A 16,844-nucleotide genomic window follows, 5' to 3' on the forward strand; every position below is an offset into this window, starting at 1 on the left:
TTCCCCCTTAAAGAGCCAAATCTGCGTTGAGCACCAGCGCCAGCAACGCCTGGCGGGCAAAGATGCCGTTGCCCGCCTGCTGGAAGTAGTAAGCGTGCGGCGTTTTATCCACGTCGGTGGCGATCTCGTCGATGCGCGGCAGCGGGTGCAGCACCTTGAGGTTGGCGCGCGCGCCGGCCAGATCCGCGGCGCGCAGCACGAACTGCGCCTTCACGTTGGCGTACTCGGACGGATCGAGGCGCTCTTTCTGTACCCGGGTCATGTAGAGAATATCCAGCTCCGGCACCACTTCTTCAATGCTGCCGTGCAGGCTGTACTCGATGCCTTTCTCTTCCAGCATTTTCAGGATGTAGGCCGGCATCGCCAGCGCGTCCGGGGCGATGAAGTAGAAACGGTTGCCTTCGAATTTGGCCAGCGCCTGGGTGAGCGAGTGCACCGTGCGGCCGTATTTCAGGTCGCCGACCATGGCGATGCTGAGGTTGCTCAGGCGGCCCTGGGTTTCCTGGATGGTGAACAGATCCAGCAGGGTCTGGGTCGGGTGCTGGTTGGCGCCGTCGCCGGCGTTGAGCACCGGCACGTTGCCGGAGAACTCCGAGGCCATGCGCGCCGCGCCTTCCTGCGGATGGCGCATCACGATGGCGTCCACATAGGTGCTGATCACCGAGATGGTGTCGGCCAGGGTTTCGCCTTTTTTGCCGAGCGAGGTGTTGCTGCCGTCGGCGAAACCGACCACCGAAGCGCCGAGGCGGTGCATCGAGGTTTCGAACGACAGGCGGGTACGGGTCGAGGCTTCAAAGAAGCAGCTGGCGATCACCTTGTGTTTCAACAGTTCCGGCTGCGGGTTGGCTTTCAGACCGGCGGCGGTGCGCAGCACCAGCTCCAGATCCTCGCGGCTGAGATCGTTAATAGAGATGATGTGTTTGTGATACAGCGGGTTGGCCATTTTTCACTCCTCCTCGACGCGTGCCCGTGGCGCGGGACTTTTTAAGGCAAAAAAAAGCCCCTCAACGAGGGGCTTGAAACGATCGGTTTAGCAACAGGAGAAACAACGGCAGCTGGCCGCCGATAGGCAGTCGGTTTTGTCGATTGTGGCTAACAAAACAAACGTCGTTTTTCATGCTTTCTCCTGGCAAATTGTGGCGCATTATACTCGCGCTTTTCGCCACTGCAAGCGTTAAAACGCCGTTTTTTGCCGCTCCGCAATCGATTGGCCGGCGATGGCCGCCCGCGAGCTATTTGCTGACGCGATCGTAGTAGACCATGTCGGCGTTCAGCCCCTGCTGGTAGCCTTTGACGTTGTCGCGCAGCACCACTTCGGTTTTGGCCTGATCGATAAACACGTACGGCGAACTGCGCTGCAGCTCCTGCTGCATGGCGGTGTACAGCGCGCGGCGCTTGGCCGGATCGGCTTCGGCCAGCGCAGCCAGCGTCTGCTGGTTCAACTGCGGGATCTGCCAGCCGTTCAGCCCGGCCACCGTACTGCTCTTGCCGTCGTTGTAGGCGAAGGCGCTGGCGTTGGAGTGGGCGTCGAAGTAATCCGGGATCCACAGGCGGATTGCCGCCTGATGCTGCCTGGCGCGCACGCGGGAGTAAACCTGGCTGCCCGCGGCCGGCAGCAGCTCGACCTTCACGCCGGCGGCGGCGAAGCTGCCCTGCAGCGCCTGCGCGATGGTGATGAACGGCGGTTTGTTCTCTACGTCCAGCGTAAAGGCGGCGTGGGTGATGCCCGCTTTGGCCAGGATGGCTTTCGCCTTGGCCGGATCGTAGCGGAACGGGTTGGTCTCCAGCGCGCCCGGCAGCCCGACCGGCAGGAAGCTCTGATGCACGAAATATTGGCCCTTCAGCAGATCCTTCGTGATGCCCTGATAATCCACCAGATAGCGTGCTGCCTCCCAGAAGGCCGGGTTGCTCAGCAGCGGATTGGCGCCGTTGCCGGTGTTGAATACCAGGTAGTTTTGCTCGGCGGACGGGATCTCCAGCACCTTAACCCCCGGCTGGTTCTTCAGCGTGTCGGTCTGGTCGGCGCCCAGTTCGCGGGCGATATCGGCGTCGCCCTGCTGGACCAGCAGGCGGCGGGTGGCCGGATCCGGCACGTTCTTGATGATGATGTTTTTCAACTGCGGCTTGTCGCCCGGCGTCGTGGGGTTGGCGTCCAGCACGATCGCCTGGTGCGGCTGATAGACGCGCATCTTGAACGGGCCGCTGCCGGCGGAGTGCATCTTCAGCCAGGCGTTGCCGAAGTCGGCGTCTTTGACGTTGGCCAGCGCCGCTTTGCTGTCGACGATCGAGGCGATCGGCGTCGAGAGGATATTCAGCGCCACCGCCGGACTGACGTCCGCTGTCCAGCGCAGCTGCACGGTATGTTCGTCGATCTTCTTGAGCTGCGTGTCGATATTGTCCGGCTGCCAGCCGAGCACGTTGAGGATGAACGCCGGCGACTTGTTCATTTTCACCGCGCGGCGGTAGGAGAAGATCACGTCGTCGGCGGTCAGCGGGTTGCCGGAGGCGAACGCCGCCTGCGGCCGCAGTTTAACCGTCAGCGTTTTGGCCGCCGCATCGCTCTGCCAGCTTTCCGCCAGCACCGGCGCCACCTTGGCCGGATCGTCGCGATCCGCCTGCACCAATCGTTGATACAGGCTGGGCACCGTCTGGATGCTGGAGAGTTCGTTGGCTTCCGCCGGATCGAGGCTGACGATGTCATCCAGCGATTGCACCACCACCAGCGTATTCGGCGGCGTGGCGGCTAACGCGGCGGCGGGCAGGGCGGCGAGCAGGAACAGCGGCAAGAGTTTGGCTTTCATCGGTGTGTATCCCCTGAAGGCGCCGCAAGGCGGCGCTGCGAACGGTTTGTTATCGTTGGTTTTTACGGCGCGGGCGCCGTCGGCCTGTCACGGTAGAACCTTTGCCGGCTGCGGGCAAAGGCCAATGCGCTATTTGATATTCCAGGAATATATTAGCCGCCCTGGCCGGGGGCGCCAGGGCGGAGGGAGAGGCGTGTCAGAGCGTTGTGCTCAGCGTGGCGACCAGCACCGCCTTGATGGTATGCAGCCGGTTTTCCGCCTGATCGAACACCACGCTGTGCGCCGACTCGAACACCTCGTCGGTCACTTCCATGCCGCCGTGCAGATCGTACTGCTGCGCCATCTGCTTGCCGAGCGTGGTTTGGTCGTCGTGGAACGCCGGCAGGCAGTGCAGAAACTTCACGTTCGGGTTGCCGGTGAGTTTCAGCATCGCCATGTTGACCTGATACGGCCGCAGCAGCGCGATACGCTCCTGCCAGGTCTCTTTCGGTTCGCCCATCGACACCCACACGTCGGTGTAGAGGAAATCGGCGTCTTGCACCCCTTCGGCGATGTCTTCGGTCAGGGTGAGTTTCGCGCCGGTTTTCTGCGCCAGTGCCTGGCATTCGGCCACCAGCTCCGGCTGCGGCCAGCAGGCCTTCGGCGCCACCAGCCGCAGATCCATGCCCGCCAGCGCGGCGGCTTCCAGCAGCGTGTTGCCCATGTTGTTGCGCGCGTCGCCGACGTACGCCAGCTTCACCTCGCTCAGCGCCTTGCCCGGCAGGTGTTCCTGCACGGTGAGCAGATCCGCCAGCAATTGGGTAGGGTGGAACTCGTCGGTCAGGCCGTTCCACACCGGCACGCCGGCGTGTTGCGCCAGGGTTTCCACCAGCGCCTGGCCGTAGCCGCGGTACTGAATACCGTCGTACAGGCGGCCCAGCACCCGGGCGGTGTCTTTCATCGACTCTTTATGGCCGATCTGGCTGCCGCTCGGGCCGAGATAGGTCACCTGTGCACCCTGATCGAATGCGGCAACTTCGAAAGAGCATCGCGTACGGGTCGAGTCTTTTTCGAAGATGAGCGCAATGTTTTTGCCCTGCAGCCGGCGCTGTTCCCGCCCCAGCTTTTTGGCCTGCTTCAGATCGGCCGAAAGCCGCAGCAGCGCCTGCAGCTCGGCGGGGGTGAAATCCATTAACCTCAGAAAGTGACGTTGGTAGAACGCATTGCCGGTGCTCATAGTCCGATTCCCTGATTGCTTAATTGAATTAAAATTCACTTTATATGTATGAATATTCAATTTCAACCCCAGCGAGGAAATCTTTCACGTTTATCGTGGAAGCAACGTCGGCGGTGTGTGAAAATAGAAGGAATGAAGGCCATTTGACTTGAGGATATAGGCATGGCAAACCGCGAATTGCTGGAAGAACAACGTGAAGAGACCCGCCTGATCATCGAAGAACTGCTGGAAGACGGCAGCGATCCGGACGCGCTCTACACCATCGAGCACCATCTGTCCGCCGAGAAATTTGAGGTTCTGGAGCAGGCCGCTGTTGAAGCCTTCAAGCTGGGCTACGAAGTGACCGACGCCGAAGAGCTGGAAGTGGAAGACGGTTCGATGGTGATGTGCTGCGACGTGATCAGCGAAGTCGGCCTGAACGCCGAGCTGATCGACGCCCAGGTCGAGCAGCTGGTGGCGCTGGCGGAACGCTGCGGCGTCAACTACGACGGCTGGGGCACCTACTTCGAAGATCCGAACGGTGAAGACGGTGAGGATGACGAAGACGGCGACTACATCGACGAAGACGACGACGGCAAACGCCACTGATTAACCCCGCTTATTCACATGGGCCGGTTCTCGCCGGCCCCTGATATCCCCGTCGTCTTTCAAGCTGCAGCGTTGTTGGCTGCACTCCCTCACCCCAGTCACTTACCTAAGTAAGCTCCTGGGGATGAGTGAGCTGGCCGCCTGGCTGCAACTTGAAATACATAGGGCAATGACGCCATGACATACCAATCTCTGCTAGCCCCGATTTTAAGCTTCCTGCACTGTGAAACTCCCGACGCCTGGATCGACGCCGCGCGCCGTCCGGAAAACCTGCAGCTGTTGCTGACCGACCACCTGGTGTGTGAGCTGAAAGCCGCGCAGACCGGCATGTGGCTGATCCGCCGCTACGTGGCGGACAAAGAGAGCGGCGACGCGCTGTTGGCGCTGCTGCGGCCCTACGAGGCGTTTCTGCACGAAGCGCAGGGCGCGCCCGACACATTGTTCCGCCAGGGCCAGTTCACCCGCAAGATCCTGCCGAAAAACGGCTCGGCCTACGGCCAGGATCTGGCGGATCGCATGGTGCTGCTGATCAAGGAAGAACTGCATCACTTCTCGCAGGTGCTGGAGATCATGCAGGCGCGTGGGATCCCGTATCGCAAGATCACCGCCAGCCGCTATGCCAAGGGGATGATCCGCGAGATCCGCACTCACGATCCGGCGACGCTGATCGACAAACTGATCTGCGGCGCCTACATCGAAGCGCGATCCTGCGAACGCTTCGCTAAACTGGCGCCGCACCTGGACGACGAGTTGAACCGCTTTTACGTTTCGCTGCTGCGATCCGAAGCGCGCCACTATCAGGACTATCTGACGCTGGCGGAACAGATCGCCGGCGGCGACATCAGCGAACGGGTGGCGCATTTCGGCCGCCTCGAAGCTGAACTGATCCTGTCGCCGGACAGCGAGCTGCGCTTCCACAGCGGCGTGCCCGCCGCCGCCTGAGGTTGAGGCGCGCCCTTACTGCGGCGCGCCCAGCAACAGATCCACCGCCTTTTCCGCCAGCATGATGGTCGGCGCATTGGTGTTGCCGCTGGTGAGCTGCGGCATCACCGAGCCGTCGATCACCCGCAGCCGTTCAAAACCGTGCACCCGCAGCTGCGGATCGGTCACCGCGTCCTGCGGCGACGGCCCCATGCGGCAACTGCCCACCGGGTGATACACCGTCTTGCAGAAGTTGCGCACGAACTCCTCCAGCTGCGCGTCGTCGCGCGTCCACTCTGGCTGCGGCATCAGCAGATCCTTGATCAGCGGCTTTAGCGCCGCGGTTTGCAGGAAATCCAGGCCGAACTTCACCGCGCGCACGCTGCCGGCCAGATCGTCCGGGTGGCCGAGGTAGTTGGCGTGCAGCTTGACCGGATCGCGCGGGTTGTTGCTGCGCAGCAGCACTTCGCCGCGCGCCTTCGGCTGCAGGTAGCCGACCTTGAGCGTGAAGCCGTGAATGTTCGGCAGCGGCTCGCCGGGCACGTCGTCCCAGCTGTCCAGCATCGGCAGGAAGTGGATCTGCACGTCCGTGCGGCCATCGCCCCGGCTGTCGGTGAAGGCGGCGCCTTCCAGCACGTTGGACGAAAGCACCCCGCTGCGAAACGCCAGCCACTGTGCGCCGTGGCTCAGCGCCTGTAGGCCGCGATCGGCACCGAACAGGCTGATCGGCTCGCGGGTGCTGACGTTGATCGACATGTGCAGATGGTCGTGGAAGTTTTTGCCCACCGGCAGATCCGCCCGCACCTCGATGCCCAGCTGCTGCAGGTGGTCGCGCGGGCCGATGCCGGACAGCATCAGCAGCTTCGGCGAACCGACCGCACCGGCGCTGACGATCACCTCTTTGGTGGCGTGCGCGGTCACTTCCGCGCCGCCGTTCTGGCTGTAGACCACGCCGGTGGCGACGTTGCCCTCGAAGGTCAGCCGGTGCGCCAGGGCGTTCAGTTTCACCACCAGACGCCGTTCGTCGCGCACCGCCTTCAGGTAGGTGCGGGCGGTGCTGGCGCGCTCGCCGTTGCGGGTGGTGGTTTGGTAGAAGCCGACGCCGTGCTGGCTGTCGCCGTTGAAGTCGTTGCGATAGGGCAGGTTCAACTCCTGGCCGGCGCGGATAAACGCCATGCTGAGCGGGTGGCGGTAGCGGTTTTCGCTGACCGGCAGCAGCCCGTCGGCGCCGTGGTAGTCGTCGGACAGGCTTTCGTTGGCCTCGGCGCGTTTGAAGTAGGGCAGCACCTCTTGGTAGCTCCAGCCGGCGCAGCCATAGCGCTCGGCCCAGTCGTCGTAATCTTGCGGCTGGCCGCGCAGGTAGATCATGCCGTTGACCGAACTGCTGCCGCCCAGCACTTTGCCCTGCGCGATCTGCATGCGGCGGTTGTTGGCGTGCGGTTCCGGTTCCGTTTCGTAGGGCCAGCTCTTTTTGGCGATGATCTTGGCCACCCCGGCCGGCATCTTGATGAACAGGTTATTGTCGTCGCCGCCGGCTTCCAGCAGCAGCACCCGCGCCTGGGTGCGGCGGATCAGCTGCGCCGCCAGCACGCAGCCGGCGGAACCGGCGCCGACGATGATGTAATCAAAGGTGTTTTCCGACATGACAGCTCTCCGTGCGCGATTGGGATACTGGCAGAGTAACGCGGGGGCGCAAGCGGTCAATTTACGATCGTTAATTTATTAACGAACTTCACATTAAATTTACATCGTGGTTTTTAACGTCAGTTTATCTGCTTGAAAAAATGCGTTATAGCGAGTTTTACTGATTGATTGCGATATTAATAAAAAAGGCGCAGCAAGCTGCGCCCTGATGAAGAGGAGAGGCGGGACGGTTACAGCGTTTTCAGCATGGTGACTTCGCAATCGACGTGGCCGGTGGCGCCCATCGCGTGGTCGATGTGTTCGAAGCCCAGGTGTTCGTACAGCGCAACGGCCTGCGTCAGGCTGGCGGTGGTCTCGAGGTAACAACAGCGGAAGCCGTGCTGGCGGGCGAAATCCAGCGCCTGCAGCGCCAGGCGTTTCGCCAACCCCTTGCCGCGCAATACCGGCAGGAAATACATCTTCTGCAATTCGCAAATATCGTCTGCGCCGCCCTGCAGCGGCGCGATGCCGCCGCCGCCGGCGACCTGGCCGTCCACCTCGATCACCCAGTAAGCGCTGCGCGGCAGGCTGTAGAGTTGATACAGGGCATCTAGGTTGGGATCGGAGACGGTATAGCCTTTATCCGCCGTCAGGCCGTGCTCGGCGGAGACTTCGCGAATGACGTGAGCAATGGCGGGATTGTCTTCCGCCGTGATGGGGCGCACCAGCAGGCGCGCCGGGGTTGCTGTTGTCATGTTTACACTCGCCATTGAAAGAGACCACGTTCGTTTTTCATTTTTATCGCAGCGCGAAACGCGCCGGGGGTTATTTCCCGGCGGCGTCCCTGCGGCAGTAATATCTTGTAATAACATCTAACCCGGCCCGGATGCAACGGCGATAAAAAAACAGCGGGGAAGACCCCGCTGTTTTTCAGGCGTTGGCGTGAGCCGGTGGATTACAGCGCGGCGATGGTCGCCTGCTGTTCCTGCAGCTTCACTTTGCCTTCTTTGCAGGCCGCCAGACGATCGCGTTCTTTGGCGACCACCGCTTCCGGTGCGCGCGCCACGAAGCCTTCGTTCGCCAGCTTGCCTTCGATCGAAGCGATTTCCGCATCCAGTTTGCCCATCTCTTTGGCCAGACGCGCGATCTCGGCATCCTTGTCGATGAAACCGGCCATCGGGATCAGCAGCTCGGCGCCGTCCACCAGCTTGGTGACGGAGACCGGGCCTTTCTCACCGGCCGGCAGCAGCGCGATGGATTCCAGACGCGCCAGACGGGCGATAAAGCTTTGGTTCTCCTGCACGCGGCGCTGGGCGTCGGCGCTGCAGTTGCGCAGCAGCACGTCGAGCGCTTTGCTTGGCGCGATGTTCATCTCGGCGCGGATGTTGCGCACGGCGATGATGGTTTGCTTGATCCACTCCAGATCGTTCAGCGCCTGCTCGTCTTCCAGCGCGGCGTCGTAGGCCGGGAACGGCTGCAGCATGATGGTGTCTGCGGTCGTGCCGGTCAGCGGCTTCACGCGCTGCCAGATGGTTTCGGTGATGAATGGAATGATCGGGTGCGCCAGCCGCAGCAGCGCTTCCAGCACGGTGATCAGCGTGTGGCGGGTGCCGCGCTGTTCCGCTTCGCTGCCGTTGCTCACCACCGGCTTGGTCAGCTCCAGATACCAGTCGCAGAACTGGTTCCAGGTGAACTCGTACAGGATGTTGGCCGCCAGATCGAAGCGGTAGGTGTCCAGCGCTTCGCGGTAGGCTTTCACCGTGCGGTTGAATTCGGCCAGGATCCAGCGATCCGCCAGCGACAACACTTTCTCGCCGCCGTTGAAGCCGCAGTCGTGCGCTTCGGTGTTCATCAGCACGAAGCGGCTGGCGTTCCACAGCTTGTTACAGAAGTTGCGGTAGCCTTCCAGGCGCTTCATGTCCCAGTTGATGTCGCGGCCGGTCGAGGCCAGCGCCGCCAGGGTGAAGCGCAGGGCGTCGGTGCCGTGCGGCTCGATGCCGTTCGGGAACTGTTTCTCGGTGCGCTTGCGGATTTTCTCCGCCAGCTGCGGCTGCATCATGTTGCCGGTGCGTTTTTCCAGCAGATCTTCCAGCGAGATGCCGTCGACCATGTCCAGCGGATCGATCACGTTGCCTTTCGACTTGGACATCTTCTGGCCTTCGTCGTCGCGGATAAGGCCGGTCATGTAGACGGTCTTGAACGGCACCTGCGGCTTGCCGTTTTCATCTTTGATGAAGTGCATGGTCAGCATGATCATGCGCGCGATCCAGAAGAAGATGATGTCGAAGCCGCTGACCATCACGCTGGTCGGGTGGAAGGTTTTCAGCGCCTCGGTCTGCTCCGGCCAGCCCAGGGTAGAGAAGGTCCACAGGCCGGACGAGAACCAGGTGTCCAGTACGTCTTCGTCCTGGGTCAGCACCACGTCGGCGCCCAGGTTGTTTTCGCTGCGCACTTCTTCTTCGCTGCGGCCCACGTAGACTTTGCCGTTCACGTCGTACCAGGCCGGGATGCGGTGGCCCCACCACAGCTGACGCGAGATGCACCAGTCCTGAATGTCGCGCATCCAGCTGAAGTACATGTTTTCGTACTGCTTCGGCACGAACTGGATGTCGCCCTGTTCGACCGCTTCCACCGCCACTTTGGCCAGCGGCGCGGTGCGCACGTACCATTGGTCGGTCAGCATCGGCTCGATCACCACGCCGCCGCGGTCGCCGTAAGGCACCGTCAGGTCGTGCGGTTTGATCTCGTCCAGCAGCCCCAGATTATCGAAGGCGGCAACCACCGCTTTACGCGCCGCGAAGCGCTCCAGGCCGCGGAACTCGGCCGGGATCTCGTTGCAGTAGTCGGTGCAGACTTCGCCCAGGGTGTTGAACACTTCCGCTTCCTGACGGATGTCGCCGTCGAAGGTCAGAATGTTGATCATCGGCAGGCCGTGGCGTTTGCCGACTTCGTAGTCGTTGAAATCGTGCGCCGGGGTGATCTTCACGCAGCCGGTGCCTTTTTCCATATCGGCGTGTTCGTCGCCGACGATGCGGATGCGGCGGCCGACCAGCGGCAGAATGATCTCTTTGCCGATCAGGTCTTTATAGCGCGGATCTTCCGGGTTGACCGCCACGCCGGTATCGCCCAACACGGTTTCCGGACGGGTGGTGGCGACCACCAGGTAGTCTTTGCCCTCGGCGGTTTTCGCGCCGTCGGCCAGCGGGTAGCGCAGGTGCCACATCGAGCCTTTGGATTCGCGGTTTTCCACTTCCAGATCGGAGATGGCGGTGCGCAGCTTCGGATCCCAGTTCACCAGGCGCTTGCCGCGGTAGATCAGATCTTCTTTGTGCAGACGGACAAACACTTCGCGCACCGCGTTCGACAGGCCTTCGTCCATGGTGAAGCGCTCGCGCTCCCAGTCCACGGAGTTGCCCAGACGGCGCATCTGGCGGGTGATGGTGCCGCCGGATTCCGCTTTCCACTGCCAGATCTTGTCGATGAACGCGTCACGGCCGTAGTCGTGGCGGGTTTTGCCTTCTTCTGCGGCGATCTTGCGCTCCACCACCATCTGGGTGGCGATGCCGGCGTGGTCGGTGCCCGCCTGCCACAGGGTGTTTTTACCCTGCATGCGCTGATAGCGAATCATGGTGTCCATGATGGTCTGCTGGAATGCGTGGCCCATGTGCAGGCTGCCGGTGACGTTCGGCGGCGGGATCATGATGCAGAAGCTTTCCTGGCTGGTATCGCCGTTCGGCTTGAAGTAACCCTGATTCTCCCAGTGATCGTACAGCTTCTGTTCGATCTGTTTTGGGTCGTATGCGGTGTCGAGCTGACTGTTTGTCTTTTCCATTCTTTATCGTATTCAGTGAGTTGGCGGCGTAGCCGTGGTCAAATGGAAGCCGACGCTGCGATAGGCCTTGTAACGGTCGCGCGCCAACTGTTTCAGAGTGTCTTCGTAAGGAACGAAGTCTACCACTTCATGGAAAGCGGTAGCAAAATCGGCAAACTGCGGCAGCAGGGCGATCAGCAGATCGCGCGGGGCGTTGCCGCGCTTGCCGGGCCAGCACAGTTCCACCGGCGCGCCATAGTGCGGCCCTTCGCCGGCCAGGTTGTGCGGCACGAATTCATGCGGCTCGCGCTGCCACAGCGCTTCGTCCAGCCGCAGGGCCTGCTCCTGGCTTTCGCAGGCGATCAGCACCCGCTTGCCGGAACGGAAGCCGTTGGCGGCAACGGCGCAGGCCACGGCCTCATGGGCGCTGAGCGCGCCTGACGGTTCCGCGTTGTCGAGCAAATAAAACGTCGCCTGTTTCATTAAGGATCCACCGCTGCCGATAAAAAAATGTAGGGGCACAGCATGCTGTGCCCCTTGGGATTATACCTGAATTACCGCTCAGATTTAATCGTCGCCGTTGAGTCCGGCCCGATTCAATAGGAACTGCGACAGCAGCGCTACCGGGCGGCCGGTGGCGCCCTTGGCTTTACCGGAGCGCCAGGCGGTGCCGGCGATATCCAGGTGCGCCCAGGTGTACTTGCGGGTGAAACGCGACAGGAAGCAGGCGGCGGTGATGGCGCCGCCAGGGCGGCCACCGATGTTCGCCATGTCGGCGAAGTTGGAGTCCAGCTGTTCGTAGTACTCGTCGGCCATCGGCAGGCGCCAGGCGCGGTCGCCGGCTTGTTCGGAAGCGCTCAGCAGCTCGTGCGCCAGCGGGTTGTGGTTCGACATCAGGCCGGTGATGTGGTGGCCTAGGGCGATCACGCAGGCGCCGGTCAGGGTGGCGATGTCGATCACCAGCTCCGGCTCGAAGCGCTCGACGTAGGTCAGGGTATCGCACAGCACCAGACGGCCTTCGGCGTCGGTGTTGAGCACCTCGACGGTCTGGCCGGACATGGTGGTCAGCACGTCGCCCGGACGGTACGCCCGGCCGCCCGGCATGTTTTCACAGCCGGCCAGCACGCCGATCACGTTCAGCGGCAGGTTCAGCTCCGCCACCACGCGCATCACGCCGTACACGGTCGCCGCGCCGCACATGTCGTATTTCATCTCGTCCATGCCGTCGGCCGGTTTGATCGAGATGCCGCCGGAGTCGAAGGTCAGCCCTTTGCCTACCAGCACGATCGGCTTAGCGTCCGGGTTTGGGTTGCCCTTATATTCCATCACCGACATCAATGATTCGTTCTGCGAACCGGCGCCGACCGCCAGATAGGCGTTCATGCCCAGCTCTTTCATCTGCTGTTCGCCGATGACGCGGGTGGTGATGTTGGTGCTGAAGGCGTCCGCCAGCTGACGGGCCTGCGAGGCCAGGTAGCCGGCGTTACAGATGTTCGGCGGCATGTTGCCGAGATCTTTGGCCGCCTTGATGCCGGAAGCCACCGCCAGGCCGTGCTGAATCGCGCGCTCGCCGCTGGTGAGCTCACGGCGGGTCGGCACGTTGAACACCATTTTGCGCAGCGGACGACGCGGCTCCACCTTGTTGCTTTTCAGCTGATCGAAGGTGTAGAGCGTCTCTTTGGCGGTTTCCACCGCCTGACGCACTTTCCAGTAGGTGTTGCGGCCTTTCACGTGCAGTTCGGTCAGGAAGCAGACCGCTTCCATCGAGCCGGTGTCGTTGAGGGTATTGATGGTTTTCTGGATCACCTGCTTGTATTGGCGCTCATCGAGCTCGCGCTCTTTGCCGCAGCCGATCAGCAGGATGCGCTCGGAGAGAATGTTGGGCACATGGTGCAGTAGCAGCGTCTGCCCGACCTTGCCTTCCAGTTCGCCACGGCGCAGCAATGCGCTGATATAACCATCACTGATTTTGTCGAGTTGTTCTGCGATAGGGGACAGGCGGCGCGGTTCGAAAACGCCGACTACAATACAGGCACTGCGCTGTTTTTCCGGGCTACCGCTTTTTACACTGAACTCCATGCACTCTCCTGAATCTTAAAGACAAAGGCGGACGCTACGGCTAGAATAACCGACTCCGTAACGATCTCCTGCCATTTGAGTTAACGGATTATGTTAACCTGAACGGCATAAATTGCTCTGTTTTGGCGACTATAAGCAAGTTCCTATAGGACACCCAAACGGCTTGATGTTGTAATACTATTTTAGCTGTGAAGGTTGCCATATGATGAGAATAAATGGCGGATTAACGATGAAATTATCGATTTTCCTGCAAAAAGACAAGTTTTCACAGGCGTAATAAGCGTGATCATCATAAGATATCTGGTACGGGAAACGCTCAAGAGCCAAATCGCCATCCTGTTCATCCTGCTTCTGATCTTCTTTTGTCAGAATTTGGTCAGGGTGTTGGGCGACGCGGTGGACGGCAATATCCCGACAAACTTAGTTCTCTCTCTGCTCGCGTTGGGCGTGCCGAAAATGGCGCAGCTCATCCTGCCTTTGAGCCTGTTTCTCGGCTTGCTGATGACGCTTGGGCGGTTGTATACCGAGAGCGAAATCACCGTCATGCACGCCTGCGGGCTGGGCAAGCGCACCCTGATTATCGCCGCCATGACCCTGGCGCTGCTCACCTCTGCGGTCGCGGCGGTGAACGTATTTTGGGCCGGCCCCTGGGCCTCGCGCTATCAGGACGTGGTGGTGAACGAAGCCAAGGCCAACCCGAGCATCGCCGGGCTGGCGGAAGGGCAGTTCAAACCCTCGCAGGACGGCAACGCGGTGCTGTTTATCGGCAACGTGAAGGGCAGCACCTTCAACGACGTGTTCCTGGCGCAGCTGCGGCCGAACGGCAACCAACGCCCGTCGGTGGTGGTGGCCGAGCACGGCAACATCGTGCAGCAGAAAGACGGCTCGCAGGTGGTGACGCTCGACAAGGGCACCCGCTTTGAAGGCACCGCGCTGCTGCGCGACTTCCGCATTACCGACTTCACCGACTACAAGGCGGTGATTGGCCACCGCACCGTGGCGGCGGACAACACCGAATCCGAACAGATGTCGATGCAGACGCTGTGGGAATCCGACGATCCGGACGCGCGGGCCGAATTCCACTGGCGCCTGACGCTGGTGGTGTCGGTGGCGCTGATGGCGCTGCTGGTGGTGCCGCTCAGCGTGGTGAACCCGCGCCAGGGCCGCGTGCTGAGCATGCTGCCGGCCATCTTGCTGTATCTGATCTTCTTCCTGCTGCAGACCTCGCTGCGCTCCAACGCCGGCAAGGGCAAGCTGGATCCGATGCTGTGGCTGTGGCTGGTTAACGGCGTTTACTTCGCGATCGCGCTGGCGCTGAACCTGTGGGATACCGTGCCGATGCGCAAGCTGCGCGCACGCCTGAGAGGAGCGGCCTGATGTTTGGCGTATTAGACCGTTATATCGGTAAAACGATTTTCAACACCATCATCATGACGCTGTTCATGCTGGTGTCGCTGTCCGGCATCATCAAGTTCGTCGATCAGCTGCGTAAGGTCGGCCAGGGCGAATACACCGCGCTGAGCGCCGGCATGTACACCCTGCTGAGCGTGCCGAAAGACATCGAGATCTTCTTCCCGATGGCGGCGTTGCTCGGCGCGCTGCTCGGCCTGGGCCAGCTGGCGACGCGCAGCGAACTGGTGGTGATGCAGGCTTCCGGCTTCACCCGCCTGCAGATCGCCGGCTCGGTGATGAAAACCGCCATTCCGCTGGTGCTGCTGACCATGGCGATCGGCGAGTGGGTGGCGCCGCAGGGCGAGCAGATGGCGCGCAACTACCGCGCCCAGCAGATGTACGGCGGCTCGCTGCTCTCCACCAAGAGCGGGCTGTGGGCGAAGGACGGCAACGACTTCATCTACATCGAGCGCGTCTCCGGCGATAAAGAACTCTCCGGCGTGAACATCTACCACTTTAACGATCAGCGTCGCCTGGAGACGGTGCGCTATGCCGCCACCGCCAGCTTCGAGAACGGCCTGTGGCAGCTTTCGCAGGTGGATACCTCGGATCTGACCAACCCGAAACAGGTGACCGGCACCCAGACGCTGACCGGCGAATGGAAAACCAACCTGACCCCGGACAAGCTGGGCGTGGTGGCGCTGGATCCGGATTCGCTCTCCATCAGCGGGCTGCACAACTACGTGAAGTACCTGAAGCAGAGCGGCCAGGAATCCAACCGTTACCAGCTCAACATGTGGAGCAAAATCTTCTCGCCGCTGTCGGTGGCGGTGATGATGCTGATGGCGCTGTCGTTCATCTTCGGCCCGCTGCGCAGCGTGCCGATGGGCATCCGCGTGGTGACCGGCATCAGCTTTGGTTTCCTGTTCTACGTGCTGGATCAGATCTTCGGCCCGCTGAGCATGGTTTACAGCATGCCGCCGGTGCTGGGGGCGCTGCTGCCGAGCATGCTGTTCCTGCTGATCAGCGTGTATATGCTGCTCAAACGCAAGTAGCGGGGCGATCGGTATGAGAAAAGGCGTGGCCGCGGGGCCGCGCCTTTTTTATGGGTGCGGCATGCCCCCGGTGAACCACTCCCCCGACCTGTCGCTTTTCGTCGTGCTATAGTCAACCCTGCGGCATGCGGATAGAGGGAGCGGACAGTCAATGGAAGACGAATACAATCTCAGCAATATCATCGGCAAGCGCCTGGAAGCGGCGCTGGGGGAGTTGGGCGAGCTCCTGTGGGCGTATGTGGTGTTATCCAAAAAAGACATTTCCTGTATTTTTGGCGTCACCAACTACCCGACTGAATGGGTCAACAAGTATCAGGAGCAGGGGTTGCAGTACATTGATCCGGTGGTGATTACCGCCCGCAACCGCCTGACCCCCTTCGCCTGGGACGAGCAAATCATGGCCGACTCAGGGCTGCATTTTCCCGAACTGTTCGAGCAGGCCCGCGAGTTTGGCGTGACGCACGGCTATACCTTCGTATTGCACGATTACAACAACAATCTCGTCACGCTTTCCTTTGCCTTCAGCGCAGAACAGAAAGCGGAAATCATCCCGGCGCTCATCGAACGTAAAGGTGAAATCTCGGTATTGCTGGCCTCAATCCATGAGTCGTATCTGGCGCTGGCCCCACCGTCAGATAAAAACGCCGCAGCGCTGGAGGGCAACGCCCGCTTTACCGACAGGGAAAACGAAATCCTCTATTGGGCCAGCGTGGGTAAAACCTACCAGGAAACGGCGATGATCCTGGGCATAAAGACCGGCACCATCAAGTACCATATGTCCAACGTCGTCAAAAAGTTGGGGGTAACGAATGCCCGACATGCCGTGCGCCTGGGGATGGAGCTGCGGCTGATTAAACCGGTGGATGGATAGGCTGCTCGCTCACGGCAGCTTTCGAACCGGGAAATGACGGGCGTTAATCGGTATTGAGTGGGCAGCGTGGCGGCTCACGAGAGGGAAACAATACAGCACCGGCCCTGATTTCTACGATGTGAAATAATAACCTGCATGAACTGATAAAGGTCTAGTAAGGGACTGTACTTTAGTCTAACTAGTTTCTCACCCCTTAAGGCGATACACTTTCCCGGTAATGTTTTGATAAAAAATATAAAAAAAAACCTGACCACGTAGGTCAGGCTGCCAATATTGGCCAACACCAGGGAAAATTTTCTTATCTCATCTTAAAGCTATTAACTCCGCAGAGGCAAGTGTTCTCTGCTGGTTTTTACGCCTTGAGTTGCTATTTTGTTACGTATGTACGCTATTTTCTGGTGATTTTAGATAACCCCCCGCCTAAACGAAATAGCGTCTCTCCCCTGAAGGCAGCATTCCGCTTATTTATTTCCCATCTGATATTCAT

General features: G+C 60.7%; 13 protein-coding genes. 5 read left to right on the top strand and 8 right to left on the bottom strand.

Features of this window, described 5'->3' with window-relative positions:
- Positions 1-7 precede the first annotated feature (7 nt).
- The 3 genes from pyrB to argF all read right to left on the bottom strand — a co-directional run bounded on the left by pyrB (position 8) and on the right by argF (position 4,017).
- The gene (pyrB, locus tag J9788_RS15220; RefSeq protein ID WP_004933375.1) at positions 8-943 is read right to left on the bottom strand and encodes an aspartate carbamoyltransferase; all 936 of its coding nucleotides are present in this window, start codon (positions 941-943) and stop codon (positions 8-10) included.
- A gap of 289 nt (positions 944-1,232) precedes the next feature.
- Positions 1,233-2,801 carry an ABC transporter substrate-binding protein gene (locus J9788_RS15225; protein ID WP_182265188.1) on the bottom strand — a complete coding sequence of 523 codons (1,569 nt, stop codon included), beginning with the start codon at positions 2,799-2,801 and terminating at the stop codon, positions 1,233-1,235.
- 196 nt (positions 2,802-2,997) lie between these two features.
- On the bottom strand, positions 2,998-4,017 hold the full coding sequence (gene argF / locus J9788_RS15230; protein ID WP_046898013.1) for an ornithine carbamoyltransferase: 1,020 nt from the start codon (positions 4,015-4,017) through the stop codon (positions 2,998-3,000).
- Positions 4,018-4,179: 162 nt separating this feature from the next.
- On the opposite strand from argF, the gene rraB reads away from it, so the two are divergent.
- Both rraB and miaE read left to right on the top strand, forming a co-directional pair.
- Positions 4,180-4,605, top strand: a complete 426-nt coding sequence (gene rraB / locus J9788_RS15235) for a ribonuclease E inhibitor RraB (RefSeq protein WP_025305115.1) — start codon at positions 4,180-4,182, stop codon at positions 4,603-4,605.
- 177 nt (positions 4,606-4,782) lie between these two features.
- Positions 4,783-5,547, top strand: coding sequence for a tRNA isopentenyl-2-thiomethyl-A-37 hydroxylase MiaE (miaE, locus tag J9788_RS15240; RefSeq protein ID WP_015376459.1), 765 nt, complete (start codon positions 4,783-4,785; stop codon positions 5,545-5,547).
- A gap of 15 nt (positions 5,548-5,562) precedes the next feature.
- On the opposite strand, the gene J9788_RS15245 is transcribed toward miaE, so the two are convergent.
- The 5 genes from J9788_RS15245 to pepA all read right to left on the bottom strand — a co-directional run bounded on the left by J9788_RS15245 (position 5,563) and on the right by pepA (position 13,039).
- The gene (locus J9788_RS15245; RefSeq protein WP_182265189.1) at positions 5,563-7,170 is read right to left on the bottom strand and encodes a GMC family oxidoreductase; all 1,608 of its coding nucleotides are present in this window, start codon (positions 7,168-7,170) and stop codon (positions 5,563-5,565) included.
- Positions 7,171-7,400: 230 nt separating this feature from the next.
- Positions 7,401-7,904 (bottom strand): GNAT family N-acetyltransferase, encoded by a 504-nt coding sequence (locus tag J9788_RS15250; RefSeq protein ID WP_004933360.1) that lies wholly within the window; start codon positions 7,902-7,904, stop codon positions 7,401-7,403.
- A 200-nt stretch (positions 7,905-8,104) separates the two neighbouring features.
- A complete protein-coding gene (locus J9788_RS15255) occupies positions 8,105-10,981 on the bottom strand; it encodes a valine--tRNA ligase (RefSeq protein ID WP_182265190.1) in 2,877 nt (958 codons plus the stop codon).
- Between the two features lie 12 nt (positions 10,982-10,993).
- Positions 10,994-11,443 carry a DNA polymerase III subunit chi gene (locus tag J9788_RS15260; RefSeq protein WP_182265191.1) on the bottom strand — a complete coding sequence of 150 codons (450 nt, stop codon included), beginning with the start codon at positions 11,441-11,443 and terminating at the stop codon, positions 10,994-10,996.
- Positions 11,444-11,527: 84 nt separating this feature from the next.
- Positions 11,528-13,039: a leucyl aminopeptidase gene (pepA, locus tag J9788_RS15265; RefSeq protein ID WP_046898016.1), complete on the bottom strand. Its 1,512-nt coding sequence runs from the start codon at positions 13,037-13,039 to the stop codon at positions 11,528-11,530.
- Between the two features lie 282 nt (positions 13,040-13,321).
- On the opposite strand from pepA, the gene lptF reads away from it, so the two are divergent.
- The 3 genes from lptF (at position 13,322) to J9788_RS15280 (ending at position 16,357) form a co-directional block, all read left to right on the top strand.
- Positions 13,322-14,416: an LPS export ABC transporter permease LptF gene (lptF, locus tag J9788_RS15270; RefSeq protein WP_182265192.1), complete on the top strand. Its 1,095-nt coding sequence runs from the start codon at positions 13,322-13,324 to the stop codon at positions 14,414-14,416.
- Positions 14,416-15,486, top strand: a complete 1,071-nt coding sequence (gene lptG / locus J9788_RS15275; RefSeq protein WP_019453290.1) for an LPS export ABC transporter permease LptG — start codon at positions 14,416-14,418, stop codon at positions 15,484-15,486. Before lptF ends, lptG begins: the two co-directional genes overlap by 1 nt.
- Positions 15,487-15,637: 151 nt before the next feature.
- The gene (locus J9788_RS15280; protein ID WP_033641699.1) at positions 15,638-16,357 is read left to right on the top strand and encodes a LuxR family transcriptional regulator; all 720 of its coding nucleotides are present in this window, start codon (positions 15,638-15,640) and stop codon (positions 16,355-16,357) included.
- The last annotated feature ends 487 nt before the right edge of the window (positions 16,358-16,844 follow it).

The sequence above is a fragment of the Serratia sp. X10 genome (genome assembly GCF_017811775.1).
GTDB lineage: Bacteria > Pseudomonadota > Gammaproteobacteria > Enterobacterales > Enterobacteriaceae > Serratia > Serratia ureilytica.